Raw genomic sequence first — 25,982 nt, forward strand, 5'->3', positions numbered from 1 at the left:
AAACCCGAACCAACTACTACGCTCAAGCCCCAGCTGCCTGAAAACCCCGTGTCCGCCCCGCCGGGGCAACTCCACACGCGTGATGCCTCTCTGATCACGCGTGATGCCCGCTCAGTCACGCGAGACGCCCGGGCCGGGGCTTTTCGTTCACCTGACCGACCGTTCGGCCGCCCCAAAGGGCTTGTGCCGCAACGCAAACCGTGGGTGAGCGGGCGATGACCAACTGTCCGCGCTAGGCCGCCCGGAGTATCCGGATTCCTACGTTGGTTGTGCTCCAACCAGGTGGTCCTGACGACCGTCACACATTTGCAACACCGCAGTCCTGTGATCGGCTTCACCGCCCCCGATAGCGTGCGTCTCACCTTTCGGGCAGACGGAGATGGAGGGATCATGCGTCGTTCGCGCAGGCTCTGGGGACCCACGGTGGTGATGACCTCGCTGGCGCTCGCGCTCGCTGCGTGCGGCGGTGGCTCGGGCAGCTCCACGGGGTCCGGCGAGGCAGACCCGGACGGCACGGTCAGCGTCTACGGCACCGAACCGCAGAACGCGCTGGTCCCGACCAACATCAACGACCTGGGCGGCACCAAGGCGGTCCAGCCGATGTTCGCCACGCTGGTCGGGTTCAAGGGCGCGGACGCGAAGCCCTACAACCTGATGGCGGACTCGATCACCACGACCGACTCCAAGGTCTACGACATCAAGATCAAGCAGGGCTGGAAGTTCCACGACGGCACCGAGGTGAAGGCGCACAACTTCATCGACGCCTGGAACTACGGCGCCTACGCGCCGAACGGCCAGCTCAACACCGACTTCTTCTCCAACATCCAGGGCTACGCCGAGGTCCACCCCGAGGACGAGAACGCCAAGCCGGCCACCGACAAGATGTCCGGCCTGGTCGCCAAGGGCGACTACGAGTTCCAGGTGACGCTGAACGCGCCGTTCTCGGTCTTCGACATCAAGGTCGGCTACCACGCCTTCGCGCCGCTGCCCGACTCGTTCTTCAAGGACCCCAAGGCCTTCGAGCAGCACCCGATCGGCAACGGCCCGCTGAAGTTCGTCTCGCGGACGCCCAACCAGGACATCAAGCTCACCCGCAACGACGACTACAAGGGTGACGACAAGGTCAAGTTCAAGAACCTCGACGTCAAGATCTACGCCAGCCAGGAGACCGCCTACCAGGACCTGCTGAGCGGACGGCTCGACTTCATGGAGGCGCTGCCGCCGTCGGCGGTCGCGGGCGGCAAGTACAAGAACGACCTCGGCGACCGGCTGGTGACCGGCCACCTGCTCGGGATCAGCACCATCAACATCCCGTACTACGTGCCCGGCTACAACAACCTGGACCTGCGCAAGGCCATCTCGATGGCGATCGACCGCGTGCAGATCACCAAGACGGTCATGAACGAAACCTACGTGCCGGCGGACGGCTACATCTCGCAGGGCATCCCGGGTGCGCGTCCCGGCGTCTGCCAGTTCTGCAAGTACGACCCGGCGGCGGCCAAGGAAGCCTTCGCGAAGTCCGGCTTCAAGGGCAAGCTGACCATCGCGTCCAACGCGGACGGTGGCCGCAAGGAACCGCTGGTCGCGGCGTGCAACAGCATCAAGAACACCCTCGGTGTCGAGTGCGACTTCGTGCCCGCGACCGACTTCGGCCAGTGGCGCAGCATCGTGACCGGCCACAAGCTCACCGGCATGGGCCGCTCGGACTGGTCGGCGGACTACCCGTCCATCGAGGACTTCCTGAACCCGATCTTCAAGACCGGCGGGTCCTCGAACGACTCGACGTACTCCAACCCGAAGGTCGACGCGCTCCTCGGCCAGGCGGACGCCACCGCGGACAAGGACGCCGCGGTCAAGCTGTACCAGCAGGCCGAGGACCTGGTCGCGCAGGACCTGCCGACGATCCCGGTGTGGGACGAGAAGGGCGTGGCGGCGAAGTCGAAGAACCTCAAGTCCGCGGCCCTGGACTTCCGCCGCATGCCGGACTACCCGTCCATCGAGGTCCTGAAGAAGTAGCTGCGGCTCCCACCACCACGCCGTCGTGAGTGGTAAGGCGGGTTAGAACCCGCCTTACCACTCACGACGGCGGGGAGACGGAGTCAGTGCACGGGGTTCCACCCGTCGCTGCCCGCGAGGTACTTCTGCGCGGTGTAGTTCCCGGCCTGCGCGGCGGGCAGCTGCGGCCGGTCGGTCCCGGTCCCCGCACCCGGGCCGGTGTTGCGGTATTCGAAGAACCGCGCGTCCTTCCACGAGAAGCCGGACATGTCCGTCCACGGGGCCGGCTTGATCGCGGCCGGCAGGGACGTCTCGCGGATCAGGACCTGGGCGATGGCGTCGACGTCACCACCCGGGTGCCACGGACGGCCCAGGTGGAAGCTCGCCTTGGCCGCCGAGCTGACCACCTTGCTGCCGGTGATCAGGAAGCCGTACGGGTTCGACCGCCGGGTGCTGGCCGCGGTCAGGTAGCCGTTGTTGCTGCTCGAACCGCGGTCGAGCAGGGTGATCGTCGCCCGGTCGAACACCGCCGTCGCGCGGCCGAAGATGAAGTCGACGTCACCGCTGATCGCGCAGTTGCGGTAGTACTGGCGGCCGATCGTGCCGACGGCCGCGGTGTCGGCGTAGAGGGTGTCCTGGTGCCCGAGGAAGGTGACGTTGTCGAAGACCATCCGGTCGCCGGTGGTCTTGACCGCGACCGCCTGGGTGTCGGTGATCTCCGGGTGGGCCTTGCGGTCGAAGGAGTTGCGGAAGGTCAGCGCGGACGCGGTGAAGCCGTTCGCGGCGATCGTCGCGGTCGCGCTGCCCGAGGTGCCGTAGGTCGAGCCGTCGGGTTTCTTCGTCCCGCTGGCGTTGTCGTAGTCGATCACGACGTCGGCAGCGGTGCCGGTGGTCCCGCGCAGGGTGATCCCGGTCTTGCCGGCGGGCACGGTGACGACTTCGCGGTAGGTGCCGGGCTTGATCGAAATCGTGCCGCCCGCCGACACCGCGTTGATCCCGGCCTGGACGGTCGGGTAGTTCCCCGAGCCGTCCTTGGCCACGACGACGTTGGCCGCCGCGGCCCCGGACGGTGGCGCGCACAGCACCGCTCCGGCGAGCGCCGAAGCGACGAGCAAGGTCTTGAGCATGACACCTCCGCGGTGGAACACGCCGGGAGTACCGGACGGCGGCCGGCACTCCCGGCGTGGATCGGTTACTTGTAGGTGATGTTGGCCGAGGTGTAGAGGCAGTTCGTCGAATCCGGGCCGCTGCCGATCTTCGTCGGCTCGCCGCTGGTGACGCCCTTGTACTTCGTGCAGGGCTCGAGCTTGCGGCTGGAGTCGCCGACGATGGTGATCCTCGTCAGCTTGGCGGTGTCGCCGTAGTTGGTGTTGATGCCGACGAGCGCCTTGCCGGGCACGGTGGCGGTGACGTTGTCGACGACGACGTTGCGCTTGTACTGCGTCCCGCAGTTGCCGCAGGAGCGGTAGAGCTTGCCGAAGTCGTTGACCTGGAAGTTCCGGATGTACATCGTGCCGGGGCCGTTGTGCTGGAAGACCTTGTCCGAGGCCTTGCGCGCGCCGCCGCCGTCGATGGTCATCGACTGCGAGGCGGAGGTGCCCTTGAAGGTCGCGGCGTCCTCGCCGACGTCCTCCCACCAGACGTTGAGCAGCGTGCAGGTGCCGAGGCAGTGCACCCCGTCGGCGGCCGGGCTGCCCAGGACGACGTTCTTCAGGGTGGTGCCGTTGGCCAGCTGGAAGAGCGGGCTCTGGCCCTCGTCCTGGCCACCGCTGCCGAGGTCGCCGGTGCCGTAGAACCGCTTGAGCCCGCCGTCGTAGGTGCCGCTGGTGACCTTGATCGTCGCGCCCACCGGCACGCTGCTGCTCGGGGTCGGCCACGAGGCGGCCGACGCGGTGGCGCCGGTGCCGACCGCCGCTGAAACGACGAGCGCGGCGACGGCCGCCACCCGGGCGATCCGGGACGTTGCTGGGGAAATCATTGGCCACTCCCTGGTCTCGTGCTTCAATCGGCGCTGATGGAAAACGTCCGACCGGGTTGTGAAAGCGCTTTCTCGTACCGAAGTTTCGGGTTGCGGCCTCGTGGTGTCAATGTCGGTCGCCGCAGCGCCGGACATGTCGCCCGGATGGTCGCCGACGGCGGGGGTTTTCTGAAAACGCCGAAATTGTCGAAGGTTTCAGCGACCGGTGCCGGCCCCGGCGAGCACGAGCGCCGGGACCGCCCAGGCGGGGTCGAGGCGTTCGACGAGGGTGGGTGTCCAGCCGACGTCCGCCCCGAGATCCGGGTCGTTGGCCGCGTTGTACTCGGCCAGCAGGTCGACCGCACGCGGCCATTGGTTGCCCTGGGACACCAGCGTGCCGGTCGCGTGCAGCACCGTTCCCTTCCAGTAGTGCACGAGCTGGCCCAGCGGCAGGCCGGCCGGAATGCGGAAGAAGTTGTTCTCCGCGTAGATCCGGGACTCGACGCCGACGCCGAGCGAATACGTGTAGGCGGCCGGGTCCTGCACCACGTACAGGTTGTCGTAGACGTGCACCTGGCCGTAGCGCACCCGCGGTGCCCGTTGGCCGATCTCGGAGAAGAGGTTGTGGTGCAGGGTCACCCGGAGCTTGCCGACGTCGTAGGTGGGCTTGTCGGTGTTGCCGATCAGCATGGTCTTGTCGTGGTCGTGCAGCCGGTTGTAGGACACCGTGACCAGGTCCGAGCCGTTGACGATGTCGAGCAGCCCGTCGTGGACCTCGTACTTGCGGCCGAAGTACGAGGGCTGCCGGTCGTTCCCGCCGTCGCTGAACTCGTTGTGGTCCACCCAGACGTGCGTCGCGCCGACCAGGTCGAGGTTGTCGTACTCGGAGTTCCAGTTGCCGTCGGCGGTGTCGAGGGGGTCCCACTGCGGGAAGCAGTCGTGGGCGTCGGAGAAGTGCAGGTTCTCGAGGATCACGTTGTCGCCGGTGACGCGCAGGGTCAGCCCGTGCAGCGTCGCGCGGCCGCCGAGCCCGACGATCGTCGTGTTCGGGCCGACGTCGACCACGACCTGCTTCGCCTGGTTGGCCTGCGACCGCTCGCGGGCCTCTTCCAGCGGTCCCGACGGCGGCACTCTCCCCCACGTCGCCGGGTCGTAGGCGGCCAGGTACGCCGGCAGGCTGTAGGCCGGGTCCGCGAACCCTTCGCAGCTCACCGGCCGGTCGGCGGCGTCCACGTTGCCCTCGATCGTGCCCCGGACGTAGACGATCTTCGGTGCGCCCGGGTGCGCGGCCAGTGCGGCCACGAGCTCGGAGCGCTTGGTCACCGTGTGGACGTCGCCGGGGGCGGCGGCCGCCCCGCCGGTGGTCCCGGTGGTCGCGGCGGCCCAGCCGTCGTGCGCGCCCAGCACGACCCGGCCGGGGTCGCGGCCGTGCGCTTGGGCGGGTGCTGCGGTGAGCGTCAGTCCGAGCAGGGTGAGGCACCCCGCGAAAGCCTTCCAGCGCATGTCGGCTCCTCTAGTCGGTGTCCGGTCCCGTGAGCACCCGCGCCGCGAGCCGGGCGAGCCCGGCGGCGTCCGGGGCGCCGTCGATGACGACGACGTGGTGGGTCAAGGTCAGCTCGGCGCCCGGTTCGAGCAGCCACGGCCGGTGGTAGGTCGCGGCGAAGCTGACCACGGGGAACGGCTCGGCGCGGACGTACCAGGCCGTCGGGTGCGCCGCGTTCGCCGGGCTGTCGGCGAACAGCAGCGTCGAGGTCCGCAGGCTTTCGTCGTGCTGCCCGGTGAAGGCGAGCCACGGCGCCCGGTGGCCCATCGCGTCGGCCGCGGACTTCCCGTCCGACGTCCGGACCGTGCCGCCGACGAACGAGCGCGGCCCGCGCCAGAACAGCCCGCCGTAGCCGGCGGTGTCCCGGCCTTCGGTCACCGGGCTCCCCCAGCGCAGCTCGTGGCCGCTGGTGTTGCGCAGCCGGCTGGACCAGGTGAGCGTCCAGTGCCCGCCGGCGGACGAGACGTCGCCGAAGCGGAGCGTGCGGTGCTCGGTGAGCCAGCGCCGTCCGGCCGCCGTCCGCCAGGCCAGCTCGTGGCGCAGTTCGCAGTGCCCGTCCGCGCCGCCGATGCTCTCCCAGCGGACGTGGCCGATGGTGCCGTTGTTGTCGAGCGGGGTGTAACCGCGGCCGCGCACGTAGGTGCGGCCGCCCCAGAAGTTCTCGCCCGAAAGGTGGGCCATGGTGAACTGCAGGCCGTTGTGCCAGGTGTGGTCGTGCGGCCGGACCGCGGTCACGATCTCCCCCGCGGTGGTGCGCAACGGGTGCAGGTAGGGCTTCGGCGAGTCCCCGGCCGGTGTCGGCGGCTCGACGACGTACTCGGCCAGGACGACGTCGCCGAGGCGCACGCGCACCCGGCCGTCGTCCTCATCGGCGATCGCCAGCGTCCCGTCCCCCACCGCCGCCCGGCTCACGCCGGTTCCCCGATCTCCCCCAGCAGCTCTTCGACGGAGACCGGCCGGCCGGTTTCCAGGGACCGGTTCGCGGCGAGCCCGGTGAGCAGGGCCTGCAGTCCGGCGTCGTGGTCGGCCGCGCAGCCGAGCGCGTCCGGTTCGGCGTCGCCGAGCAGCTCGGCGAGCATCCGCTCGTCGCCGCCGCCGTGCCCGTCCCCGAGCAGCCCGTCGAACACGGCTTCCGGCGGCTCCCAGTGCCGTTGCACGGTCAGCCGGGCACGCCCCGGCTCCGGCACCGGCTCGGCACCGGAGGCGTACTCGTTCTCCCGGACGTCCAGTTCCAGCCGCCCTTCGCTGCCGGAGAACGCGACGCGGTAGCCCTCCCGCGGCGAATACGCGTGCAGGTGGTAGTTCAGCACCGCCCCGCCGCGGTGGCGCACGAGCACCGACAAGTCGTCTTCGATGGTGACGCCGGGCGCGAACACGTCCTGGTTCCGGACATAACCGTCTTCCCGCTCGGCGTCGCGGTAGAGCGCGCGCAGCCTGGGTGAGGCTTCGAGGTCCAGCGCGAACCGGTCGCCGGCCGTGCGGTGGCCGGTTTTGTCGCCGTAGAAGAACAGCTTGCCCAGCGCGAACACCGTCTCGGGGCCGCTGCCGAGCCACCAGTTGACGAGGTCGAAGTGGTGGCCGGACTTGTGCACGAGCAGGCCGCCGGAGTTCGCCTTGTCCCGGTGCCAGCGGCGGAAGTAGTCGGCGCCGTGCGCGGTGTCGAGCAGCCAGCTGAACTCGACCGAGCCGATCTCCCCGATCGCGCCGCCGGCGAGCAGCTCCCGCACCCGGCGGTGCACCGGGTTGTACCGGTAGTTGAAGGCGACCCGCACCGAGCGGCCGGTCTCGCGCCGGGCCGCCAGGATCCGCCGCGCACCCCCGACGTCGGTCGTCATCGGCTTTTCCGTGACGACGTCGCAGCCGGCCTCGAGCGCGGCGACGACGTAGTCCGCGTGCGTGTGGTCCGGCGTGCACACCACGACGACGTCGATGCGTTCCTTCGTGAGCATGGCGGTGAAGTCCGCCGGCCGGTAGCCGGGGACCTGCGTGCCGAGCCACTCGTTGTGCACCCGCATGCGGGTGACGTTCCGGTCGCAGAAGGCCGCGAGTTCCGCTCGCGGGGAGGAGGCCAGGGCCCGGGCGAAGAGCTGGGCCCGGGAGCCCAGGCCGACGATCGCGTGGCGTCGCACCGCCATCACCTCTCTCGTTCCGGTGAAGTCGCGCCGGTCCAGGGCAGGGCGAGTTCGGAAAAGAGCGCGAGCCGTTCGGCCGCGGTGTCGACGTCGCGGTCGATGCCCGGGACGACGAAGTGCCGTTCGGGCCCGGAGTCCACGGCCTGGACCCATGCGGTGGGCAGCGGCAGCGGTTCGGGCGCGTCGCGGACCGCCTCCACCAGCGCGGTGAAGGCGCGGGTGGCGGCCAGCGGAGCCAGCAGCGGCTCGCCGCCGCGGACGTGCGCGACGAGGTTGGCCAGCAGGTCCCGGGGCGGCCCGACCTCACGCTGTTCGCCGTCGATGGTGACCAGGTCGGTCTTGTAGTGCCAGCGGATCCGGCCTTGGGTGCCGTGGACCAGCACGTACGGGTCGTGGTCGGCTTCGGCGTCGAGCGTGGCCGCGACGACGACGTCCGGCGCCCCGGCGAAGCTCAACCGCGCGCAGGCGGTGTCGTCGGACTCGATGTCCCGCGCCCGGTACAGCTCGACGGCGGTCCGCTCCGGCAGGACCTCGGCGGTCCCGTTGACCAGCAGGGCGGTCGCGACGGCGTGGGCGAACGGGTTGGTCAGCGCCCCGTCGACGACCGGCTGCCCGCCGACGCGGCGGCGGCCCGCCCACTCGGCGCGGGCGAAGTACCGGTCCCGCCGGATCCACGCCCCGGCGGCGGCGATCCCGGTGACCGCGCCGATCGCGCCGGTTCCGATCGCGGCCCGCACCACCGGGACGGCGGCCGAGCCGAAGCTCTGGAACCCGGTCTGGCAGGCGCGGCCGCGGGTCAGTTCGGTGAGTTCGCCGAAGGCCGCGAGGTCGAGCACGGGTGGTTTTTCGACGAGCAGGTGGCAGCCGGCGGCGAGCGCGAGTTTCGCCAGGGGCAGGTGGGTGTGCGGCGGGGTCGCCACGACGGCGATGTCCGGGGTCGTGCGGGCGAGCAGCTCCGCCGCGTCCCGGGTGGTCACCGCGCCTTCGGGCAGCAGTGCGCGAGCCTCTTGCGGTGGCTCGCGGATGTCGCAGGCACCGGCGAGGACGAGCTCGCCGCGGTCGTGCAGCGCGCGGGCCCGGCGCAGGTGCTGGCCCGCGTAACCGGCCGTGCCGAAGACGACCACCTTCGGCGTCATCGGCGGCCGCCGGTCGCGACCGCGGCCAGGGCGAGGGGCCCGGCCACCACGAGGGCGAGGATGGGCAGCATCCAGACGAGCAGGACGGCCAGGCCAACAGCAGCGGCGAGGAGGAGGCTGCGGCCCGGCGACCCGGCGGTTTCCCGCGCCGCCGCGACGAATGCCGGGCGCCACGCGGGACCCACCACGGCGGCTTCCCGCGCTGCGGTCCCGGCGGCCCGGCGCCAAGCGGGACCGCCCGCGGCGGCTTCCCGCGCTGCGGCCCCGAACTCCCGACGCCACGCGGGACCCACCACGGCGGCTTCCCGCGCTGCGGCCCCGAACTCCCGACGCCAAGCAGGACCCACCACGGCGGCTTCCCGCGCTGCCGCCCCGGCGGCCCGGCGCCAAGCCGGGCTGCCCGTGGCCATGACCTCGCACGTCCGCACGGCGACCACCACACCCGCCACCACCAGCACCCACAACGCCGGCTTCAGCACGCCGGCCGCCGGCATCGAAGCCACCACTTCCAGGTCCACCGCGAACACCACCACCGCCGCGAGGCACCCCAGCCCGAAGAGCACCCCGCCCCGCGCGGCCTCGCGGAAGTCGGCCCAGAACGTCGTCCACAGTGGAGCTCCGACGTCGTGCCGGGCCCGGTCCAGGATCCGGCAGCCCGCCGTCAACGCCGGGGCCGCCGTCACCACCGGCACCGACGCGAGCGCGACGAGCAACCCCGCCAGCAGGCAGTCCGAAAAGTCACCGAGCCCGGCTCGCCACCCTGTAGATCGCTTCAGCGTTCGCATCCCTCACCCCTTCAGGCCGCTGGTGCTGACGCCTTCCACCAGCAGGCGCTGGAAGGCCAGGAAGAACAGCACGATCGGGACCAGCGCGAGCGCGGACATCGCGAACATCGCGCCGAAGTTCGACTCGCTGCTGGTGTCCACGAACAGCCGCAGGCCCAGCGGCACGGTGAACTTCTCCGTGTCGTTCAGGTACACCATCTGCGTGAAGAAGTCGTTCCACGTCCAGATGAACGTGAAGATCGACGTCGTGACCAGCGCCGGTTTCGACAGCGGGAGCACCACGTGCCAGAACGTGCGGTACACCGAACAGCCGTCGATGATCGCCGCCTCGTCGAGCTCGCGCGGGATCCCCCGCATGAACTGGACGATCAGGAACACGAAGAACGCCTCGGTGGCCAGCAGCTTCGGCAGGATGAGCGGAACGAACGTGTTGACCAGCCCGGCCTGCTGGAAGATCACGTACTGCGGGATCAGCGTCACGTGGTAGGGCAGCATCAGCGTGGTGATCATGAACGCGAACAGCGCGCCGCGGAACCGGAAGTTCAACCGGGCGAAGGCGAACGCGGCCAGCGAACACGACAGCACGTTCGCCGCCACCGACAGGCCGGCCACGAGGAACGAGTTGAGGAAGAAGCGGCCGAACCCGACGCCCGCCGCTCCCTCCCAGCCCTTCGTGTAGCCGTCGAAGACGAACCGGGTCGGCAGCAGCGCCAGCCGCGAGAGGATCTCGTCCGGCGGCTTGACCGACGCGAACGCCAGCCACACCAGCGGGTACAGCACCACGGCGACGATGACCAGGCACAGCACGTGCCAGCCGAACGACCGCGCCGTGCGCGGCAGCACCGTCATTTCCGGTCCTCCGCATCGTCGTAGAACACCCAGAGCTTCGCCGTGCGGAAGACGATGGCCGTCACGATCGCGATGACCGCCAGCAGCACCCACGCCATCGCGGACGCGTAGCCCATCCGGAAGTCCTGGAAGCCGACCTCGAACAGGTAGAGCGTGTAGAACAGGTCCGCGTCGGCCGGGCCGCCGCGGCCGCCGCCGATGACGAACGCCGGGGTGAACGCCTGGAAGGCGTGGATCGCCTCCATCACCAGGTTGAAGAAGATCACCGGCGACAGCATGGGCAGCGTGATGTGCCGGAACCGGCGGAACGCGCCCGCGCCGTCGATCGCGGCCGCCTCGTGCAGCTCCGCCGGGATCTGCTTGAGCCCGGCCAGGAAGATCACCATCGGCGCGCCGAACTGCCACACGCCCAGCAGCACGATCGATGCGAGGCTGAACTGCGGGTCGTCCACCCAGCTCGGGGTGTGCCAGCCGAAGAACGCGAGCACCTCGTTCACCGGGCCGCCGCCCATGAACAGCGCCCGCCACACCAGCGCCGCCGCGACGCTCGCGCCCAGCAGTGAAGGCGCGTAGAACGCCGCGCGGTAGAAGCCACCTGCGCCGCGGCGGGTGTTGAGCAGCATCGCCACCAGCAGCGACACCGCCAGCTTCAGCGGCACCGACACCAGCACGTAGATCAGCGTGACCTTCACCGACTGCAGGTAACGGTCGTCGCCGGCGAACATGTGCGCGAAGTTGCCGAACCCGACCCACTTCGGCGCGGTGAACAGGTCGTAGTCGGTGAACGACAGGTAGAGCGAGACCACCATCGGGCCGACGGTCAGCGCCACCGCGCCGAGCAGCCAGGGGGTGAGGAAGGCGAACGCCTCCGGCTGGCTCTTGCGACGGCGCCCGGCCGGGGAGTCCCGGCGCCGGGCGCGCACCGGGCGGTCCCCGGGCGCGACCGGCGGGTCCGGTGTGCGCAGGGTCGTCATCGGCTAGGACAGTCCCTTCTGGGCTTCGGTCATGAACCGGTTGACCGCGTCGTCGATGTTCATCCGGCCGAACGCGACCTCCTCGTACGTGCGCTGGAGCAGCTTCTGGATCGCGCCGGCGCCCTTCGGCGGCACCGGTGGCGCGGCCCCGAGCTTCGGTTCGAGCGCGGCTTCGTAGTCGTAGAGGGTCTTGTCGTTGCCGGACGCGCCGGCCGCCAGCTGCGCGCGGACCTTGAGGTTCGGGGCGAGGCCGCGGTCGGTGCCGACGATCTTGCCGACCTCGGGGTCGTTGACCAGGAAGTCGACGAGCTTCGCCGCCGCCTCCTGCTGCTGGCTGCGCGCCGAGACGGCCAGGAACATCGACGGCCGCCGGTACTGCCCGGTGTCGCCGTTCGCGCCGCTCGGGTACGGCGCCACGTTCAGCGGCTTGCCGTTCGCCTTCTGGTACGCCGGCAGCAGGTTGTCGTAGGCGAACTCGGAGCTGGTCAGCTTCTTGCCGAGCGGGGCCTGCTCGGGCGAGGTGTTGTAGGACGCCGTGACGTCCGCGGGCGAGGCGGCCTTCGTGTCGCGGAACTTGCTCGCCAGCTGCCAGTAGCGGCGCAGGTCGTCGGCGGCGAAGCCGAGCTTGCCCTCCGGGGTGTAGAACTGCTTGCCCTGCTGGCGCAGCCAGATCTCCAGCGTGGTGTCGAGGATGCCGAAGTCGGTCACCCCGCGTGCCGAGCCCGCCGCGCTGACCTTCTGGGCCGTCTCGGCGTACTGGTCCCAGGTCATGCCCTTGGCCGGGTCCGCGCCCGCCGCCGTGAAGGCCGCGGGGTCGTAGATCATCGCCGGCGTGTTCTGCGCCCACGGCACGGCGAACCGCTTGCCCTGGTACACCCCGGTGGCCGCCAGCTCGGGGTTGACGTCGGCGAGCGAGATCGCCTTGCCCGCGCCGGAGTTCAGGTCGGCCAGCACGTTGCGGCCGCCGTATTCGGCCAGGTAGCGGCTGTCGACGTTGAGCACGTCCGGCGGCTTGCCCCCGGCCGTCTGCGTCGCCAGCTTCTCCCAGTAGGCCGCGTACGCCGAGAAGGACGTCTGCACCTTGATGTTCGGGTTCTTCTGCTGGAACAGCTCGACGGCCTTCTTCGTCAGGTTCGCCCGCCCTTCGCTGCCCCACCAGACGAAGTTGATGGTCACGTCACCGCCGCCACCGGAGTCCGAGCCGCAGGCGGCCACCCCCGTCAGCAGCAACGGCACCACCACGGCCAGCGCGGCGACACCCCGCCCTCTGGTCCTACGCTCAGTTGTCCGCCCCATCGAACTCTCCGTCCTCAGCCGGTCAGCACTTTTCTGAAAACGCTGTCAGCGCGCTCACGGTAGGCAGTGCGCCGCACCGGTGTCAACGGGCAAATGGCGGTAATAGCCCTTGCGCACCAACGTTTCCGCAGCTCAGCGGACATGCCGAGAAAGCGCTTACAGCAACGGCGTCGAAAACCGGGCTGCCAGCGCTGGTGCGCACCGGCCCGCGTTATCCGGTGCGTTCGGCCGTCTCCGCGCCCGGGCCGCCGCCCGGCCGTCGCGAAGCACTCGCCCACGGGACGCCGATCTCGGAGAACAGCGCCAGCCGGTCCGCGGCGACGGCGACCTCTTCGCCGATCCCCCGCACCACCGGGTGCCGGCTCGCCCCTTCGCCGACGGTGCGGATCCAGCCCGCCGGGATCCGCGACGGCGACGGCGCGTCCCGCACCGCTTCGACCACCGAAGCGAACGCCCGGGTCCCGGACAGCGGCGCGAGCAGCGGCACCCCGTCCGGGTCGAGGTGGTGGGCGATGAGGTTGCGCAGCAGGTCGGCCGGTTCGCCGAGGTGGATCCGCTCGTCGTCGATCTCGAGGCGGTGGCTCTTGTACCAGAACTTCGCGCGCGCCCGCTCGCCGTGCACCACGACGTAGGGCTCGTGGTCCTGTTCGGCGCACAGCGACGCGGCGACGACGATCTCCGGCCCGTCGCCGAACCGGATGCGCAGGCACGCGGTGTCGTCGGCTTCGATGTCGCGGGTGCCGTAGAGCTCGAGGGCGATCTCCGCCGGGTCGCGCCCGGCGACCCCGCCGACCAGCAGCGCGGTGGCCACGGCGTGGGAGAACGGGTTGGTCAGCGCGCCGTCGACGACGGCCTCGCCGTCGAGCCACCGGCGGCCGGCCCACGGGTTGCGGCGGTAGTAGGCGTCGGTGCGGATCCACGCCCCGGCCGCACCGACCCCGGCGACCCTCCCGAGCTTCCCGGCCGCGATGGCCGCGCGGAGGACGGGCAGCACCGGGGAGCCGAAGCTCTGGAACCCGGTTTGGCAGGCCGATCCGGTCTCCGCGGCCAGCCGGGACAGCGTGGTGAAGCCGTCGAGGTCGAGCACCGGCGGGGTCTCCAGCAGCAGGTCGCTGCCCGCGCGCAGCACCGCGGCCCCGGCCTGGACGTGGGCGTGCGGCGGGGTCGCGACCACGGTGATGTCGGGTCGGCAGCGGCGGAGCAGGTCCTCGACGCCGGTGTGCGCGGTGCCGCCCGGGGGCAGCAAGGCGATCGCGGCCGCCGACGGGGGACGGATGTCGGCCATGCCCGCGAACCGGACCAGGCCCTCGTCGTGCAGGATCCGCGCGCGGTGCAGGTAGCTGAACGCGTAGCCGGACGTGCCGACGACCGCCAGCCTCGGCGGGTCCGCGACGATGCGGCTCCGGCTCCCCGACATGGATCTCCGATCGGCGGGACCCGGTGCGGGCCGCGCGGAACTGACGAATGGGTCAGGAGTTCGGGAGAAACTTCCGGTCGTCACCGTAGGGCGTGCGCGACAAACGTGTCAACACACGGGACAGCTCCGTCGAATTCGTCGAAACGCCGGTACGCCGAACGGCGGGCGGGCTTTCGAGATAGCGCTTACTGGAATAGACCACTTCCGCTTGCAAGGTTTGCAGGATTTGTTGACAACGCACTCAGGGTGTTTCCATGATGTTGCCCGGAGCCTGCCGAGGAGTTGCCGTGACCGTGACCATTCACGACGTCGCCCGCCGGGCCAACGTGTCGATCTCGACCGTGTCGCGGGCGTTCACGTCCCCCGGCCTGGTCCGCCAGCAGACCCGCACCCGGGTGCTGGCCGCGGCGCACGAACTGGGCTACCACGCGGCCGGCGCGCCGCAGCCCGGGCCCGCCGTCCGCACCGGGCACATCGGGATCGTGGTCTCCGACCTCGGCAACCCGTTCTTCACCGGGGTGCTCAACGGCGTCCAGGCCCGGGCGCGGCAGGACGACATCGCGGTGCTGTTCGCCAACAGCGACGAGGACCCGGCGACCGAGCAGAACCTCGTCCGCCGGATGGCCAAGCAGGTCGACGGGGTCGTGCTGTGCAGCCCGAGCATGACCGACGACCAGCTGCGCGCGCTCGCCGGGCAGACGACCCTGGTGCTGCTCAACCGCGAGGTGCCCGGGATCCCGTCGATCGTGATGGACGCCGCCGACGGGATGCGGCAGGCGATCGAGCACCTGGCCGCGCTGGGCCACCGCCGGTGCGCCTACCTGGGCGGTCCCCGCACGTCGTGGGCGAACCGCGCCCGCAAGCAGGGCCTGGCGGAGACGGCGCAGCGGTACGGCACGGACGTCGTCGAGTTCGGCCCGTTCCCCCCGGTGTTCGAAGGCGGCCTGCAGGGCGCGGACCTGGCACTGGCGGCGGACGTGACGGCGATCGTGGCCTACAACGACCTCGTCGCCTTCGGCGCACTGGCGCGGCTGAACGCCCGCGGGGTCCCGGTGCCGGACGAGATCAGCCTGGTCGGCTTCGACGACCTGGTGTTCGCGGCGATCTCCGCACCCCCGCTGACGACGATCGCGATGCCGACGGAGGCAGCGGGCCGCGCGGCCGTGACGATCCTGCTGGGCCGGCTCGACGGCGAGGCCGACGAGCACACGACGCAGATGCTGGACACCCACCTCATCGTCCGCGCCACCACGGCCCCGCCCTCGGGCTAGCCGGCTGTTGCGGCTCATGACGTCGGTGACGCGGCGAGCGGAGACCCTAGCCGCCGAAGACGTGGCGCTCCAGGAACGGGTTGCGGAACTTCCCCTGCGGATCCAGGCCCGCCACCAGCGCCCGGAAGTCGGCCAGCCGCGGGTAGTGCTCCGGCACGGCGTCGAAGAGCTTGCCCCAGTGCGGGCGCGCGCCGAACGGGGCCAGGCGCTCCTCGAGCACCGGCAGCACCGCCTCGACCTCGGGCTGGCGCGGCTGCCACGTGAAGTGCAGGGCCACCCGGTCGCCGCCGTGGCAGGGGCTCAGCCACAGGTCGTCGCCCGCTATCGCGCGGATCTCCGAGACCAGCAGCAGCGGCGCCACCAGGTCGCCGATCTCGCGGACCGCCCGCACCGCCGCCACCGCGTCGCGGTAGGGCACGAAGTACTCCGACTGCAGCTCGTCGCCCACGCTCGGGGTGAACGCCAGCGCGAAGTGCGGGAGCCGGTCGTGCCACGGGCCCGGCACCCCTTGCTGCGGCGTGCAGTTGTCCGCCGGGATGCCGGCGGCGTGGGCCGGGTGGCGCGGTCCGTCCGCGGGGACCGCGCCGAAGAGCTCCGGCCGCTCGGTGAAGGCGTCCACGCGGCTCTTGACCCACACCTGGTCGACCGCGTCGTTCACCCAGTTCGTGAACATGCTGACGCTGTAGCCGGCGTCTTCGATCTCGTCGAAGTGCCGGTACGCGGCGTCCCACGGCAATCCGTCGAAGACGTCCTGCCGGACGTCGAAGGCGGGGACGACGTCGAGGGTGAGCCGGGTGACCACCCCGGCCGCGCCGAGCCCGACGACCAGGCCGGGGAACGCGGCGTCGGCGCGGGTGAACGTCCGCAGCCCGCCGTCCGCGGTGACCAGCTCCACCGCCGAGACGGCCGCCGCGAGCCCCGGCTGCCGCCGCCCGGAGCCGTGGGTGCCGGTGGCGACGCTGCCCGCCACCGTGATGTGCGGCAGCGACGCGAGGTTCGGCAGCGCGTACCCGGCGGCGTGCAGCTGCTGCGCGAAGTCGCCGTACCGGGCCGACCCGCCGACGGTCACGGTGCCGTCGCCGATTTCGACGCCGGTGTCGAGGGCGCGCAGGTCCAGCAGGACCCCGCCCGGGGAGTCGGCGATGTCGTTGAAGCAGTGCCGGCTGCCGAGGGCTTTGACGTGGGTCGCCGCCGCGACCGCCGCCCGCACCTCGTCGACCGTCCGCGGGGTCGTCACCGCGTCCGCGCCGTAGGTGTGGTTCCCGGCCCAGTTCGACTCGCCCACCCGCTGTGTCCTTCCCGTGCCCGATCTTCGTCCCCGACCCTACGCGGCCGCCGCGCGCCAGAAGCCGCGCATCCAGTCCGGTGGCACGGGGTTGGGCATGACGTGCGCGGTGGCGGCGATGTCCACCGCCCCGCCCATCCCCCAGCCCCGGCCTTCGAGGAACAGTGCGCCGATCCCGCGGTGCGCCGGGGCGGGTTGGCCGGTGGTCGTCAGCCGGACGGATTCCGGTGTGAGCCCCGCGGTCCCGGTCCACGACCGCCACCGCGCCGGGCAGCCGCCGCGGGCTCATGATCCTCCCCCGGGCCGGTCCGGCCGACGATAGTTCAGCGGGCCGGGATGATCGCCTGGTGGGGGCCGCCGAGGCCGTGCGGGCTGAGCAGCCGGCCCATCCGCTTCGGCATCCGCAGGGTGATCGCGCGGTCGAGGACCCGCGCGCCGGGCGCGGCTTCGGCCAGCCGCGTCTCGTAGGCCGTGCAGTCCGACGGCACCCGCAGCCAAGCCGACACCACCAGGTTGCCCTCGCCCACCACCGCGGCCGAGAGCCGGGTCTCCGGCAGCTGCGCGATCGCCGCGCCGGCGCGCTCGAGCTCCGCCGCGCCGACGTCGAGGCGGTAGCCGGCGATCACCGGCCAGCCCGCCGGGACGTGCGCGAGGTCGCACCGGAAGTCGAGTTCGTGGTTGCGCAGCATCCGCGCCAGCGTGCGCCGCACCGCCGACTCGCTCATCCCGCAGTCGCGGGCCAGCACGGCGTAACTGCGCCGCCCGTCCTCGCCGAGGGACTCGACCAGCGCGCGCAGGCCCTGGTCGTTCCACTGCTGCGGCACGACCAGCCGGGCCTGCACCGCGGTGTCGTCCAGCACGGCCCGCTGCTCCGGGGCGAGCGCGTCCACCAGCCACCCGCTGCCTTCCCGGTAGACGCGGGTGGCGACGGCGAAGCGGACCTCCCGCACTCCGGGCAGGGTGCCGATGCGGCCGGTGACCAGCGCGTCCAGCGCGTCGAGGTCGCGCGCCGCCAGTCCGAGGAACAGCGCGAACCGGCTGGTCGTGCGCTCGACGCTGAACACGGGCGGCCAGCCGGACAGCTCGCGGGTCAGCCCGCTCAGCGCGTCCGGGCGGCAGGCCAGGTCGACGTAGCCGACCGTGGTCGTCGGCGGGGTCGAGTAGGCGGTGAGCCAAGCCAGCCCGGCGGCCTGCAGCCGCTCCCAGCGGCGCGCCGCCGTCGTCGCGTCGGTGCCCACGGCGGCGGCGATGCGCGTCCACGGCGCCCGAGGATCGCGCTGCAGGGCCTCCACCAGCGCGAGGTCGGACGCGTTCAGTCCCGGGCGCGCCGTGTCCGGCTGCACACCGGGGGAAACGGGCATGGCGAATTGTGGCCTGGTCATGATCGGCTGCCAAGGGACCGGCGGCGTCCGCCGGCCCCTCGCCGTCCTACCGCCGCCGCAGCCGCGGCACCGCGGCCGCGCCCGCCACCAGCACGAGGACACCGCCGATCACGAAGGGCAGCGCCGGCACGTCGCCGGGGTCCGCGGCCGGGACGGCGCGTTCCCGCCCGCCGTAACCGCCGCCCGCACCGTCGCGGTCGTAGGCCGAGCCCGGCAGCTTGTCCGAGTACCGCTCGTGCAGGGCCGCGCGGTAGTCCCGCAGGGACAGCTGCGTGCCCGCGGCGAGCCCGGTGACCGAGCCGTCCAGGACGGTGACGGTGTCGCCGTGCACCGCGTACCAGGCGTTGACCTGCGGTTCGTGCAGGAGGTAGCCGCCGGCCGCGGCCTGCGCGTACTGCCGCTCGTAGTCGCCGGACGCGACGTTGACGACGGTCCAGGCCGGGCCCTGGCGCTCCGCCCACACGGTCGCGGTGGCGCCGTCGCCGGTCCGCGCCGGGACCGCGACGTAGGCGAGCGCGGCCGGGACGTCCGACTTCCCGGCGACGAACGCCGCCGTCGGCTCGTAGACCGGGACCTGCGTGCGCGGGTCGGCCGCCTGCTGCGCCGCCGCGGCCGCCCGTGCGCCGGGGAACTTCGTGGTCGCGAGCCGGCCGAGCGTCGCGGGGCCGCCGGTGACCTGCCCGATGGCGGCGGTGTCGGCGGCGGTCGGGGCGTCCGCGGGCCCGTTCGCCGCGCCCGCCGCGCCGGTCGTGGTGAACATCGCGGCGCCGGCCAGCACGGCCACGCCCATCGCTTTCCGCAGCATGCTCATCCCTCGATCCCGTACAGCGTGTGGGTCCACTGGAACTGGGTGTTCGAACGGTAGGTGTCGTAGTTCATCGAGTTGTAGCGGCTGTTGTTCGGCCACGGGTCGCCGTATTCGACCCGGGTGGCCCCGCTCGCATTGTCGTAACCGTAGAGCACGTGCATGTGGCCGCCACCGGACCGCCAGCCGATGCGGGTGCCGACCGGCTTTCCCGCGTCGATCTGCGTTTTGACGCCGGTGAAGGAAAGCGTCTGGCCGCCCGAGTTGTACGTCCCGGCGGTGGTGAACCCGAGGTAGCGGAACACGCGCTGCTGGTCGGACAGGTAGCCCTGGTTGTTGGCGCAATCGCTGCCGGATTCGTTGTGCGCGATCTGGCAGAACCGGGTCTGGGTCAGCGAATAGCCCCAGTAGTCGGCGATCGTGTTGCCGCTGGCGTCCCAGCACCACTGGTCCTTCTGCTGGGCCTGCATGGTGATGCCGAGATCGGTGCGCGCCGCGGCCGCGGCGGCCGGTGCCTGCAGCGCGACGACCGCAGCCGTGACGGCCCAAAGCGCGGCGAGTCCACGTAGGACTCCTGATGTGTTTTCACGAAGTGCTCCTCCAGCCGGTGACGATTCGACGTGGTGGCAGGGAATACTCCGCGCCGGCACGGGGATCCGGTACCTACCAAGGGAGGATTGCTTCGGCGGGAAAAGGATTCCGGCGGATCCCGGCATGCGCAGGGTGCCGGATTCCGGCATCGGCTCGGGGCCGCCGGACGGATTCCGGCGGCCCCGACCGGTCGCCCGGGGTCAGGAAACGGTCGTCGTGCCGAGGGTGACGTCCTGGCCCGGCGGGTCGAGCGTCAGCGCGACGTCGAACTCGCCGAGGCCGCTGTCGGTGATCACGTGCGTGGTCGCGGCGGCGTCGACGCCGCTGGTCGCCTCGCCGGCCGGGGTGCCGGCCGGGACGGTGAAGTCGACCTGGCCGAGCGCGGTGAACTTCAGGCTGCCTTCGGCGGGCACGGGCGTCTCGGGGATCGGCAGCTCGACCGGGATGGCCACGGACTGGTCGCCGATCGCGACGTTGACCTGCGATTTGATCGTGCCGGAGAGCTTGGTGGCACCGACGAGGCGCAGGCCGTCGCCCGCGGTTTGACCGGCGTCGACGTCGAGGCTGAAGGGCACCGAAACCGTGCTGCCCGCGGTGGCGGTCGCCGGGATGTCGGCCTTGACCACGACGGTGACCTGCTGGTCGCCGATCAGCGGGAACCCGCCCCGGTAGGTGAGCGTTTTCTCCGCCGCCGCGGCCGGTGCCGCGGAAACGACGGCGATCGCGCCCGCCAGCAGCGCGGCGACCCCGATTCCCCGGAATCGACGGGTGGTTTTCCGCATGAGGGTTTCCGTCATGTCTGGTCCTTTCCTCGTTGAACGGCCTTTCGGATACTAGGTGGAAAACTTCCCAACCGGCCATTCCCTTTTTCCGTTGCCCGGGAATTTGTCACGCCGCTCGGTCCACACCGCCGCGGTTTTTGTCACGTGCCCGCGAGAGCGGCCGTGTAGTGGCGGTGTAGCGGCCGCGCGCAGGGTGGTTCCCGTCGACGCCGGGACCCCTGCCCCGGCCTACTGAGGGAGACACCATGCGAACCATCTGCCAGGCGGCCGCGCTCTCGGCCGCCCTGCTCTTCGGCGGCGCGACCGTCGCTTCGGCCGCCACGCCGGAGGTGTATTCGGAAGTCACCGCTGCCGACATCGCCGAGCCGGGCGCGGTCATCACCGACTCCGCCGCGGACCTGGCGGCGGCCCGGACGGCGAGCCAGGCGATCGCCTGGTTCTCCAGCCGCAACGGCAGCACGGCCTACCAGGGCTACTGCGAGCGGGCGGTGCGCCTGGCGTGGGACCGCGTGACGCACCACGCGAGCGCGATCGAGCACTGGCGCTCCTCCGACGGCGCCCGCCACACGACGGGCACCCCGCCGCGCGGCGCGTTCGTGTTCTGGAACATCTCGGCGTACGGCCACGTCGGCATCGCCGACGGCAGCGGCGGAGTCTGGGCCACGAGCGTCAACGGCGCGATCGGCCACGCACGCCAGGGCTACTTCGCCAACTACCTCGGCTGGAAGCCGGGCAACAGCAACTGACCGGGCGGGGCCGCCGGCACTCCGCGCCGGCGGCCCCCAATCCCGAGTGATGCCCCGCCGAATCACGCGAGATGCCCGCCGAATCACGCGAGATGCCCCTCCAATCACGCGAGATGCCCCCCGAATCACGCGAAATGCCCCTCCAGTCACGTGAGATGCCCGCCGAATCACGCGAGATCCGGCTTCAAGCACGCGAGTTCCGGGCCCAATCACGCGAGTTCCGGCTTCGATCACGCGAGATCCGGCCCCGATCACGCGAGATCCGGCTTCAATCACGCCGATCCCGGCCGAAAGCACAAGTTTGTGAGCTTCGCGCTTGCGACGTGCCCGCGTCGTTGAACTTGCAGTCCAGGCAGGCGAAGACACGGATGAGTCAGGTGCGAACCGCGGCCGGGCTCCGGCGGCGCTGGGCCTGCTCCAGCAACGCCAGCCCCGTCGTCTCGCCCTGGTGGTTCCCCGTCTCGCGGAACACCCGCAACGCCCGGTCGCACACCCCGCGGGCCTGCACCGGCTCGCCCGCCGCCAGGAGCGTCTGCCCTATTCCCAGCAACGCGTACGCGCTGCACCTCTCGTCGTCGAGGCCCTCCAGGATGCTCAACGCCAGCCTCAGACACGTCAACGACTCCGGCAGCCTGTCCGTGTCGCGGTGCAGCGTGCCCAATTCCGTCAGGACCTTCGCCTCCCGGTGCGGGTCCTCGATCTCGCGCGCCAGCTCGCGGGCCCGGCGCAGCCACGTCTCCGCCTCCGCGTACGAGCCCAGCAACGCATACGTCGAGCCGATCGAATTGCGCATCTGGGCGACGCCGCTGCGGTCGTCCGCCCGCTCCAGGCCCGCCAACGCCCGGCGGTAGAACCCGAGCGCGTCGCGGGGGCGGTCGCGGACGCGGGCCACCGTGCCGAGGCCCGCCACCGCCAGTGCTTCGCCGCGGACGTCGCCCAGTTCGGCGAACAGCTCCGCCGAACGCCGCATGTCGCGGGTCGCTTCCGCGTATTCGTCGTGGTACAGCCGGACCTGGCCGAGGCCGCGGCACAGGACCGCCGCTCCCCGGCGATTGCCCGCCGCCTCGGCTGCCGCCAGCGCCGTCGCGTGGCTGCGCCGCCAGTCGTCGTACGCGCCTCGCAGGTCGTAGAACGGGACCGCCGCCGCGGTCAGCTGCCAGGCCAGCTCGTCGAGACCCGCGTCCGCCGCCAGCTGGACCGCCGCCGCCAGCAGCTTGCGCTCCGCGGTGAACCAGGCGAGCGGGTCGGCCGGCAACCGGCCGGGCACCGCACGAACGTCCAGCGCGGGACCGGTCATCGCGCCGAACGCCGGCGGCAGACCGGCCGCCGCCGTTTTCGCCAGCGCCAGCAGGACCGACAGCACCCGGGCCAGCGTCTCCCGCCGCTGCGCGAAGGGCTCCTGCGCGAGCAGTTCCGTCGCGTAGCACCGCAGCAGGTCGTGCAGCCGGTACCGCGGGTGCCCACTGGAATCCTGCCCCACCAGGGAAACCAGGTTCGCGTCGACGAGCACGTCGAGGACGTCGTGGGTGCCGTCGCGGTCCAGCAGCGCGTCGATCACCCAGCTCGGGAAGTCCTGCGCGCCCAGGACCGCCGACCGGCCGAACGCCGTCCGCGCGGACGGCGGCAGCTGACGCAGGCTGAGCTCGAAGCTCGGCCGGACGCCGAGGTCGCCGACGCGCAGCTCGCTCAGCCGGCTCGATTCGTCGGCCAGCCGGTCGTGCAGCGTGCGCAGGCTCCACGCCTGCCGCCCGGCCAGCCGCGCGCCCGCGATGCGGATCGCCAGCGGCAGGTACCCGCAGCACCGGACGATCGCCGCGGCTTCGGCCGGTTCGCCCTCGACGCGGTCCGCTCCCGCCAGCTCCGCCAGCAGCTGCGCAGCTTCCCGTTCCCCGAACACCGTCAGCTCGACGTGCTTCGCGCCTGCCAGCTCCGGCAGCCGCCCGCGGGTCGTCACCAGCACGGCGCACCCGGCGTCGGCGGGCAGCAGCGGGCGGACCTGCGCGGCGGTCGCGGTGTCGTCGAGCACCAGCAGCATCCGGCGCCCGGCCAGGCGCGAGCGGAACAGCGCGGCCCGCTGGCCGAGCCCGGCGGGGACGGTGTTGCCCGTGACGCCCAGTGCGTGCAGGAAGTCGGCGAGCACCTCCGCCGGGTCACGCGGCGCGCCGGTGCCGGCGAGGTCGACGTAGAGCTGGCCGTCCGGGAACCGGTCCGCGAGGCCGTGGGCGACGTGCATGGCCAGCGCCGTCTTGCCGGTGCCGGGCGCGCCGGTCAGCACGACCGGCGCCGGCCCCGCCCCGAGCAGCCCGGCCAGCTCGCGGACGTACTCCTCGCGCCCGGTGAAGTCGGGCAGGTCCGCCGGGAGCTGCCGCAACGGCGACGGGCCGGCCGGGGCGGACGCGGGCCCGGGCAGCGGCTCGCCGGTGAGGATCGCCGCCTGCAGGGCCCGCAGTTCCGGCCCCGGTTCGACGCCGAGTTCGGTGACCAGCCGCTCGCGGGCGGTCGTGTACGCCCGCAGCGCCTCGGCCCGGCGGCCCGCGCCGGCGAGCGCGAGCAGGTACTGCTGCCAGAGCCGTTCGCGGTAGGGGTGTTCGGCCAGCAGCACGGTGAGCTCCGCGATCGCGGGGTCGTGCCGGCCCAGCCGCACCTGCAACGCCAGCCGTTCCTCGACGGCGGCCAGCCGGTTTTCGACGAGCCGGCCGAGCTCGGCGTCCCAGGCCGGTGCGGTCGGCAGGTCTTCCAGCGGGTCGCCGCGCCACAGCGCTTCGGCCTCGGCCAGCAGCGTCAGCGCCGACTCGGGCGAGCCGTCCTTGGCCACGCGGGCGGCGTCGGCGACCAGCCGGGTGAACCGGTGGGCGTCGACGTCGCCGGGGTCGGCGACCAGCGAGTAACCCGGGCCGTGGGTGCGCAGGACGGCGCCTTCGGGCAGCAGCCGGCGCAGGCGCCACACGTACGTCTGGAGGTTGGCGGTGGCGGACGTCGGTGGTTCGCCCGCCCAGAGGATGTCGATCAGCTGCCCGGGCGAGACCATCCGGTTTGCGTTGAGCAGCAGGTGGGCGAGCAGGACCCGCTGCTTCGCCCCGCCGAGGGCCAGCGCCCGGCCGCTGACCGTCACGGTCAGCGGTCCGAGCAGGTAAAACCGCACTTCAGGCCCCATCGCGTCGCCCCCGTTCCCCCGGCCGCCCCCAGGCGGAACCAGCAGCCGGACTGTAACCGGACGACGGCGCGGCCCGTGGGGAAATCGCGGACATCCGGGACAGCGGGACAGTGGATGTCACTCGTTTGCCGGGCCGCCGGACCGCCCGGTTGACCGCCGAGCGAGAGTGAGTGTACAGTCACTCACATGACCAGACGCGGGGCCACGCTCTCCACCTCCGACGCCCGGCGGGACGCCGTCGTCGACGCCGCCATCGCCGAATTCGCCCGCGGCGGCTACCACAGCACGCCGATCAGCGCGGTCGCCGCCCGGGCGGACATCTCCCCCGCCTACGTCTTCAAGTTGTTCCCCGGCAAGGTTTCCCTGTTCGTCGCCGCACTCGACCGGTGCTACGAACTCGTCGTCCACGCCCTTTCGAACGGGGCCGCGCGCGCCGGGGACGCCGATCCGGAGAAGATCCTCCACGAGATGGGCGGCGCGTACGCCGAGCTGATCGCCGACCGGAACCTGCTGATGCTGCAGGTGCACGCCCAGTCCGCCACCGACACCCCGGAAATCGCCGACGCCGTGCGCCGCGGGCTGGCCAAGGTCACCGAGTTCGCCCGCTCGCGCTCCGGAGCGGCCGACGGCGAGGTGCAGCGGTTCGTCGCCTACGGCCAGCTCTGCCACCTGATCGCCACCCTCGACCTCGACGGCCGGTCCGGTGACTGGGCCGCCGTGCTCTCCGCCGGCATCCGCCACCCCGGCCGGTAACCGAACCGGCCCTCCCCGGCCCTTTTTCTCGCCCGTCGAGTGATTGACCAGTCACTCACAACCGTTAGGAAGCACCATGACCGCCACCGAAATCGTCCTCCCCGGCCTCGTCGAGCCGGACGGCCTGCGCGTCGAACACCGCGCCGTGCCCCGGCCCGGCGCCGGCGAGGCCCTCGTCCGCGTCGAGGCGAGCGGAATCTCCTTCGCCGAACAGCAGATGCGTCGCGGCAAGTACTACGACCAGCCGCCGTTCCCGTTCGTGCCCGGCTACGACGTGGTCGGCACGGTGCTCGAAGCCACCGATCCTGCGCTGGCCGGCCGTCGCGTGGCCGCGCTGACGAAGACCGGCGGCTGGAGCAGCCACCTCGTCCTGCCGGAAGCCGACCTCGTCCCGGTGCCGGACGGCTTGGACGCGGCGGAAGCCGAGACGTTCGTCGTCAACGGCATCACGGCGTGGCAGATGCTCCACCGGATCGCCCGCGTGCGGGCCGGGGCGACGATCCTGGTGCACGGCGCGAGCGGCGGCGTCGGCACCACGCTGGTGCAGCTGGCCCGCGCGGCCGGGATCGAGGTGATCGGCACCGCCTCGGCTCGCAACCAGGACGTCGTGACCGCGCTCGGCGCGACCGCCGTCGACTACCGCGGCGACGTGCCTGCCGAGGTCCGCAAGCTGGCGCCGGGCGGGGTCGACGCGGTGTTCGACCACGTCGGCGGGCCCGGCATCACCGCCTCGTTCCGGCTGCTCGCGCCGGGCGGGACGCTGGTCGCCTACGGCAGCGCGTCGACCAGGGACACCGGCGGCAACCCCCGCGTGCCGGTGCTGAAGCTGTTCGCCCGGCTGCTGTGGTGGAACGCGCTGCCGAACCGGCGCCGCACGCACTTCTACAACGTGTGGGGCGGCAAGCGGAACCTCACCCGGTTCCGCGCGCGCCTGGCCGAAGACCTGACCGCCGTGTTCGACCTGGCGGCGGGAGGCCGGCTCACAGCGCAGGTGGCCGCGCGGATCCCGCTGGCCGAAGCCGGCCGGGCGCTGGCGCTGGCGGAATCCGGCACGGTCACCGGCAAGGTCGTGCTCGTCCCCTGAACGCACCGAAGGCCACCACGGCGGACGTGGTGGCCTTCGGGCGTT

At 71.9% G+C, this 25,982-nt stretch carries 22 protein-coding genes; 5 read left to right on the top strand and 17 right to left on the bottom strand.

Annotated features, from left to right (window positions below):
- Positions 1-390: 390 nt before the first annotated feature.
- A complete protein-coding gene (locus Q5425_RS13520; RefSeq protein ID WP_308672543.1) occupies positions 391-2,016 on the top strand; it encodes an ABC transporter substrate-binding protein in 1,626 nt (541 codons plus the stop codon).
- 83 nt (positions 2,017-2,099) lie between these two features.
- Here the strand turns inward: Q5425_RS13520 and Q5425_RS13525 are convergent, their stop codons facing one another.
- From Q5425_RS13525 to Q5425_RS13575, 11 genes are all read right to left on the bottom strand, one after another.
- The gene (locus Q5425_RS13525) at positions 2,100-3,122 is read right to left on the bottom strand and encodes a pectinesterase family protein (protein WP_308672544.1); all 1,023 of its coding nucleotides are present in this window, start codon (positions 3,120-3,122) and stop codon (positions 2,100-2,102) included.
- Between the two features lie 65 nt (positions 3,123-3,187).
- Positions 3,188-3,973 (bottom strand): pectate lyase, encoded by a 786-nt coding sequence (locus tag Q5425_RS13530; RefSeq protein ID WP_308672545.1) that lies wholly within the window; start codon positions 3,971-3,973, stop codon positions 3,188-3,190.
- A 195-nt stretch (positions 3,974-4,168) separates the two neighbouring features.
- Positions 4,169-5,455, bottom strand: coding sequence for a pectate lyase (locus tag Q5425_RS13535; RefSeq protein ID WP_308672546.1), 1,287 nt, complete (start codon positions 5,453-5,455; stop codon positions 4,169-4,171).
- Positions 5,456-5,465: 10 nt separating this feature from the next.
- Positions 5,466-6,407 carry a PmoA family protein gene (locus Q5425_RS13540; protein ID WP_308672547.1) on the bottom strand — a complete coding sequence of 314 codons (942 nt, stop codon included), beginning with the start codon at positions 6,405-6,407 and terminating at the stop codon, positions 5,466-5,468.
- Complete coding sequence (locus tag Q5425_RS13545; RefSeq protein ID WP_308672548.1) at positions 6,404-7,630, bottom strand: Gfo/Idh/MocA family oxidoreductase; 1,227 nt, start codon at positions 7,628-7,630, stop codon at positions 6,404-6,406. The genes Q5425_RS13540 and Q5425_RS13545 overlap by 4 nt, the downstream gene beginning before the upstream one ends.
- Positions 7,630-8,763 (bottom strand): Gfo/Idh/MocA family oxidoreductase, encoded by a 1,134-nt coding sequence (locus Q5425_RS13550; protein WP_308672549.1) that lies wholly within the window; start codon positions 8,761-8,763, stop codon positions 7,630-7,632. Before Q5425_RS13550 ends, Q5425_RS13545 begins: the two co-directional genes overlap by 1 nt.
- On the bottom strand, positions 8,760-9,548 hold the full coding sequence (locus Q5425_RS13555) for a DUF624 domain-containing protein (protein ID WP_308672550.1): 789 nt from the start codon (positions 9,546-9,548) through the stop codon (positions 8,760-8,762). Before Q5425_RS13555 ends, Q5425_RS13550 begins: the two co-directional genes overlap by 4 nt.
- A gap of 3 nt (positions 9,549-9,551) precedes the next feature.
- The gene (locus Q5425_RS13560; RefSeq protein ID WP_308672551.1) at positions 9,552-10,397 is read right to left on the bottom strand and encodes a carbohydrate ABC transporter permease; all 846 of its coding nucleotides are present in this window, start codon (positions 10,395-10,397) and stop codon (positions 9,552-9,554) included.
- The gene (locus tag Q5425_RS13565; protein ID WP_308672552.1) at positions 10,394-11,371 is read right to left on the bottom strand and encodes a sugar ABC transporter permease; all 978 of its coding nucleotides are present in this window, start codon (positions 11,369-11,371) and stop codon (positions 10,394-10,396) included. Before Q5425_RS13565 ends, Q5425_RS13560 begins: the two co-directional genes overlap by 4 nt.
- Before the next feature lie 3 nt (positions 11,372-11,374).
- Positions 11,375-12,667: an extracellular solute-binding protein gene (locus tag Q5425_RS13570; protein WP_308672553.1), complete on the bottom strand. Its 1,293-nt coding sequence runs from the start codon at positions 12,665-12,667 to the stop codon at positions 11,375-11,377.
- Between the two features lie 211 nt (positions 12,668-12,878).
- Positions 12,879-14,084 carry a Gfo/Idh/MocA family oxidoreductase gene (locus Q5425_RS13575; RefSeq protein WP_308672554.1) on the bottom strand — a complete coding sequence of 402 codons (1,206 nt, stop codon included), beginning with the start codon at positions 14,082-14,084 and terminating at the stop codon, positions 12,879-12,881.
- A 287-nt stretch (positions 14,085-14,371) separates the two neighbouring features.
- On the opposite strand from Q5425_RS13575, the gene Q5425_RS13580 reads away from it, so the two are divergent.
- The gene (locus tag Q5425_RS13580) at positions 14,372-15,355 is read left to right on the top strand and encodes a LacI family DNA-binding transcriptional regulator (protein WP_308672555.1); all 984 of its coding nucleotides are present in this window, start codon (positions 14,372-14,374) and stop codon (positions 15,353-15,355) included.
- 46 nt (positions 15,356-15,401) lie between these two features.
- On the opposite strand, the gene Q5425_RS13585 is transcribed toward Q5425_RS13580, so the two are convergent.
- The 5 genes from Q5425_RS13585 to Q5425_RS13605 all read right to left on the bottom strand — a co-directional run bounded on the left by Q5425_RS13585 (position 15,402) and on the right by Q5425_RS13605 (position 20,215).
- Positions 15,402-16,640: an FAD-binding protein gene (locus tag Q5425_RS13585; RefSeq protein ID WP_308672556.1), complete on the bottom strand. Its 1,239-nt coding sequence runs from the start codon at positions 16,638-16,640 to the stop codon at positions 15,402-15,404.
- A gap of 323 nt (positions 16,641-16,963) precedes the next feature.
- Positions 16,964-18,001 (bottom strand): Lrp/AsnC family transcriptional regulator, encoded by a 1,038-nt coding sequence (locus Q5425_RS13590; protein WP_308672557.1) that lies wholly within the window; start codon positions 17,999-18,001, stop codon positions 16,964-16,966.
- Between the two features lie 67 nt (positions 18,002-18,068).
- Entirely contained in the window at positions 18,069-18,833 is a 765-nt protein-coding gene (locus Q5425_RS13595) for a hypothetical protein (protein ID WP_308672558.1), read from the bottom strand.
- The gene (locus Q5425_RS13600; RefSeq protein WP_308672602.1) at positions 18,830-19,348 is read right to left on the bottom strand and encodes a papain-like cysteine protease family protein; all 519 of its coding nucleotides are present in this window, start codon (positions 19,346-19,348) and stop codon (positions 18,830-18,832) included. Before Q5425_RS13600 ends, Q5425_RS13595 begins: the two co-directional genes overlap by 4 nt.
- 270 nt (positions 19,349-19,618) lie before the next feature.
- Positions 19,619-20,215 carry a DUF6801 domain-containing protein gene (locus Q5425_RS13605; RefSeq protein WP_308672559.1) on the bottom strand — a complete coding sequence of 199 codons (597 nt, stop codon included), beginning with the start codon at positions 20,213-20,215 and terminating at the stop codon, positions 19,619-19,621.
- A gap of 230 nt (positions 20,216-20,445) precedes the next feature.
- On the opposite strand from Q5425_RS13605, the gene Q5425_RS13610 reads away from it, so the two are divergent.
- On the top strand, positions 20,446-20,946 hold the full coding sequence (locus Q5425_RS13610) for a hypothetical protein (protein ID WP_308672560.1): 501 nt from the start codon (positions 20,446-20,448) through the stop codon (positions 20,944-20,946).
- A 373-nt stretch (positions 20,947-21,319) separates the two neighbouring features.
- Here the strand turns inward: Q5425_RS13610 and Q5425_RS13615 are convergent, their stop codons facing one another.
- A complete protein-coding gene (locus Q5425_RS13615; protein WP_308672561.1) occupies positions 21,320-24,088 on the bottom strand; it encodes a BTAD domain-containing putative transcriptional regulator in 2,769 nt (922 codons plus the stop codon).
- Positions 24,089-24,286: 198 nt separating this feature from the next.
- Between Q5425_RS13615 and Q5425_RS13620 the strand changes: the two genes are divergently transcribed.
- Both Q5425_RS13620 and Q5425_RS13625 read left to right on the top strand, forming a co-directional pair.
- Entirely contained in the window at positions 24,287-24,853 is a 567-nt protein-coding gene (locus Q5425_RS13620; RefSeq protein WP_308672562.1) for a TetR/AcrR family transcriptional regulator, read from the top strand.
- A gap of 76 nt (positions 24,854-24,929) precedes the next feature.
- Positions 24,930-25,937, top strand: a complete 1,008-nt coding sequence (locus tag Q5425_RS13625; protein WP_308672563.1) for a medium chain dehydrogenase/reductase family protein — start codon at positions 24,930-24,932, stop codon at positions 25,935-25,937.
- Positions 25,938-25,982: the final 45 nt, after the last annotated feature.

The sequence above is a fragment of the Amycolatopsis sp. A133 genome (assembly GCF_031082405.1).
GTDB lineage: Bacteria > Actinomycetota > Actinomycetes > Mycobacteriales > Pseudonocardiaceae > Amycolatopsis.

Bases quoted from the DNA above. Each gene is read 5' to 3' on its own strand.
- Q5425_RS13520 (WP_308672543.1), top strand. From the start codon at position 391: ATGCGTCGTTCGCGCAGGCTCTGGGGACCCACGGTGGTGATGACCTCG.
- Q5425_RS13525 (WP_308672544.1), bottom strand. From the start codon at position 3,122: ATGCTCAAGACCTTGCTCGTCGCTTCGGCGCTCGCCGGAGCGGTGCTG.
- Q5425_RS13530 (WP_308672545.1), bottom strand. From the start codon at position 3,973: ATGATTTCCCCAGCAACGTCCCGGATCGCCCGGGTGGCGGCCGTCGCC.
- Q5425_RS13535 (WP_308672546.1), bottom strand. From the start codon at position 5,455: ATGCGCTGGAAGGCTTTCGCGGGGTGCCTCACCCTGCTCGGACTGACG.
- Q5425_RS13545 (WP_308672548.1), bottom strand. From the start codon at position 7,630: ATGGCGGTGCGACGCCACGCGATCGTCGGCCTGGGCTCCCGGGCCCAG.
- Q5425_RS13550 (WP_308672549.1), bottom strand. From the start codon at position 8,763: ATGACGCCGAAGGTGGTCGTCTTCGGCACGGCCGGTTACGCGGGCCAG.
- Q5425_RS13555 (WP_308672550.1), bottom strand. From the start codon at position 9,548: ATGCGAACGCTGAAGCGATCTACAGGGTGGCGAGCCGGGCTCGGTGAC.
- Q5425_RS13560 (WP_308672551.1), bottom strand. From the start codon at position 10,397: ATGACGGTGCTGCCGCGCACGGCGCGGTCGTTCGGCTGGCACGTGCTG.
- Q5425_RS13565 (WP_308672552.1), bottom strand. From the start codon at position 11,371: ATGACGACCCTGCGCACACCGGACCCGCCGGTCGCGCCCGGGGACCGC.
- Q5425_RS13570 (WP_308672553.1), bottom strand. From the start codon at position 12,667: ATGGGGCGGACAACTGAGCGTAGGACCAGAGGGCGGGGTGTCGCCGCG.
- Q5425_RS13575 (WP_308672554.1), bottom strand. From the start codon at position 14,084: ATGTCGGGGAGCCGGAGCCGCATCGTCGCGGACCCGCCGAGGCTGGCG.
- Q5425_RS13590 (WP_308672557.1), bottom strand. From the start codon at position 18,001: ATGCCCGTTTCCCCCGGTGTGCAGCCGGACACGGCGCGCCCGGGACTG.
- Q5425_RS13595 (WP_308672558.1), bottom strand. From the start codon at position 18,833: ATGAGCATGCTGCGGAAAGCGATGGGCGTGGCCGTGCTGGCCGGCGCC.
- Q5425_RS13605 (WP_308672559.1), bottom strand. From the start codon at position 20,215: ATGACGGAAACCCTCATGCGGAAAACCACCCGTCGATTCCGGGGAATC.
- Q5425_RS13610 (WP_308672560.1), top strand. From the start codon at position 20,446: ATGCGAACCATCTGCCAGGCGGCCGCGCTCTCGGCCGCCCTGCTCTTC.
- Q5425_RS13620 (WP_308672562.1), top strand. From the start codon at position 24,287: ATGACCAGACGCGGGGCCACGCTCTCCACCTCCGACGCCCGGCGGGAC.
- Q5425_RS13625 (WP_308672563.1), top strand. From the start codon at position 24,930: ATGACCGCCACCGAAATCGTCCTCCCCGGCCTCGTCGAGCCGGACGGC.